The sequence below is a fragment of the Dysgonomonas sp. 521 genome (assembly GCF_010501055.1).
Classification (GTDB): domain Bacteria; phylum Bacteroidota; class Bacteroidia; order Bacteroidales; family Dysgonomonadaceae; genus Dysgonomonas.
On record NZ_QVMO01000215.1, the window covers coordinates 1 to 2,140 of the forward strand.

At 42.9% G+C, this 2,140-nt stretch carries 3 protein-coding genes; all 3 read left to right on the top strand.

Going from position 1 to position 2,140, the window contains the following annotated elements:
• A partial coding sequence (locus D0T84_RS22215; protein ID WP_163310097.1) for a hypothetical protein occupies positions 1-687 on the top strand: 687 nt, incomplete at its 5' end.
• Between the two features lie 194 nt (positions 688-881).
• Complete coding sequence (locus tag D0T84_RS22220; RefSeq protein WP_163310098.1) at positions 882-1,814, top strand: ATP-binding protein; 933 nt, start codon at positions 882-884, stop codon at positions 1,812-1,814.
• A gap of 73 nt (positions 1,815-1,887) precedes the next feature.
• The coding region (locus tag D0T84_RS22225) for a hypothetical protein (protein ID WP_163310099.1) at positions 1,888-2,140 on the top strand (253 nt) is incomplete at its 3' end.

Genomic DNA, 2,140 nt, shown 5'->3' on the forward strand with positions numbered 1-2,140 from the left:
AGCATGCGCAAATGGGCTACAGACAACAAATTCAATTACGATGATGCCTGCCGGGAAACCGACAATATTGTCTGCAGATACCTGAATACACCGCTTTCGGAATACTCAACAAAGTTTGCGAAGATAGACCAGTCGCCGGCCAGCTTACATGCCGGTAGTGACAAACCAAATACTTATGCGATCACCGATTACGACTGGTGTTTCTTATTCGGCCTGAACAAACAGGTATCCATATCCAACCACATGATACATACACAGATTGATAATGTACACCATTATTACGGTATTGATGATGTGGAAGTGATTGAAAAATACACAGGCGTGAAGCTTACCAACTGCTTTGACTATGAAGATTTGAGCACTGTACACCTGTACGATGGCGATGATTACATAGGTTCATTCAGCGAAATAACCCCGGCGCAACGGTTTGGCCCTGATAAGGACATGCGTGCTGTTGGTAAGCTAACAGCCATCAATGAAAAGGTGAAGGCACATCGTGCAAAAAAACGTTCTGAAATCAAAGATATTGAAGTCACTGTACAGGAAGATGACTACAGCGAAGTGTTGGTGATGCAGGGCGGTATGATGCCAAAGCATAACCATGAAGCTGCCGAAAGTGCTTACCTGCTGAATGAATGGCAGTGCGATGATGAAGAAATAAAAGTAGATATCAGGAAGCAGTATTGAGCGACAATCATTTGCTAATATGCTAATTTTCGAATTTGTTAATTAATTGGCACATCGGCATATTTGCTAATTGGCACATTAACTCGTAACTGCCTGAAGGGCGATGTAACTCGTAACTATTAAAAATAAACCAGAAAGCCCCCTAAATCAGCTTTAAACCGACTTTAAAGGGCTTTTAAAAAAATCCAATCAATATGACAAATGTACAAAAAAACGACATCCTGCAACTCATCGAAGATGAAAAATCACGGTTAGGCTCGTACCGCGCAGTCGCCAAAAAGTGCGGTATATCGGAGGCCACCATCTCGCAGCTTCGCAGTGGAACATATTTGGCTGAAGGTGATGATATTTATTTGAAAATAGGGCTTGCTTTAGGTTATGTGTTCGACGATGGAACCTGGAAGATAACAACCGACATCACCGACTTTCGCATCATTCAGGAAGTGCTGAACGATGCCAAACACGAAAGTATGTTCATTGGGGTGTCAGACAATGCCGGATGTGGCAAGACAGCTACTTGCGACACATACCTGTATTGGCACAAAAGACAAGGAGTGTTTAAGGTGAACTGCAAAGAATGGGCTGGCAGGGCGTTCTTGCTCAATCTGGCAATAGAAATAGGCGCCGAACTGCCAAAGGGGTATGCTTCGGTAAACGACCTGATAGAGTGTATTGCAGGGGCAACCAAACGGATGGCACATTTGAAACCGCTTTATATGATCGACCAGGCTAACAGCCTCCGTTCATCAGCCCTGTGTTCTCTCATTCATTTATTCAACGAGTGTGAAGATATGCTGGGACTGGTGATATTTGGGACCGAGAATCTTGAGCAAGAAATAAAAAGAGGGGTAAGACTCAAAAAGAAAGGCTATGATGAACTGGATAGCCGTTTCGGACGCAAATATATTCACACATTTGGCACCACACTGGCTGATTGCCGCAAAATATGCGAGGTAAACGGTATTGCAGATAAAGCCCTTCAGGAAGAAATATTCAAAGCTGCTGAACCTGTAAAGCATACCATCACTGATGGTGAGATGGAAGGCAAATCTGTACTTATTGTAAAAGACAAACGCAGGCTGAAACGGATTATCAAGCGTGAGCGTCTGAAATCAGTAAACAGTTAGCAGTAAACAGTAAACAGTGTTAATAGCATATTATTGGCATATTGGCACATCAACATATTAAACAATAGATCTTATGTCAACTAAAAGAAAAGACAACCCTCACGCACGCTTTCATGTACTTATCAACCAGATGCAAGGTGCAGACAAAGAAGAACTGGTATGGACCTACAGCCACAAGCTTACAACCTCGCTGGCTGAATTTCTGGAAAAACGGCCTGCCGATTACCAGCACATGATACAGGATATGCAACGGATAGTAAACAGCCAGACAAAGCAACAGGACGATACGCAAAACCTGAAAAAAGAACTGGAACAATTCAAAAAAG

Excerpts from the sequence above, each read along its gene's own strand:
- D0T84_RS22220 (WP_163310098.1), top strand. The coding sequence starts at position 882 with ATGACAAATGTACAAAAAAACGACATCCTGCAACTCATCGAAGATGAA.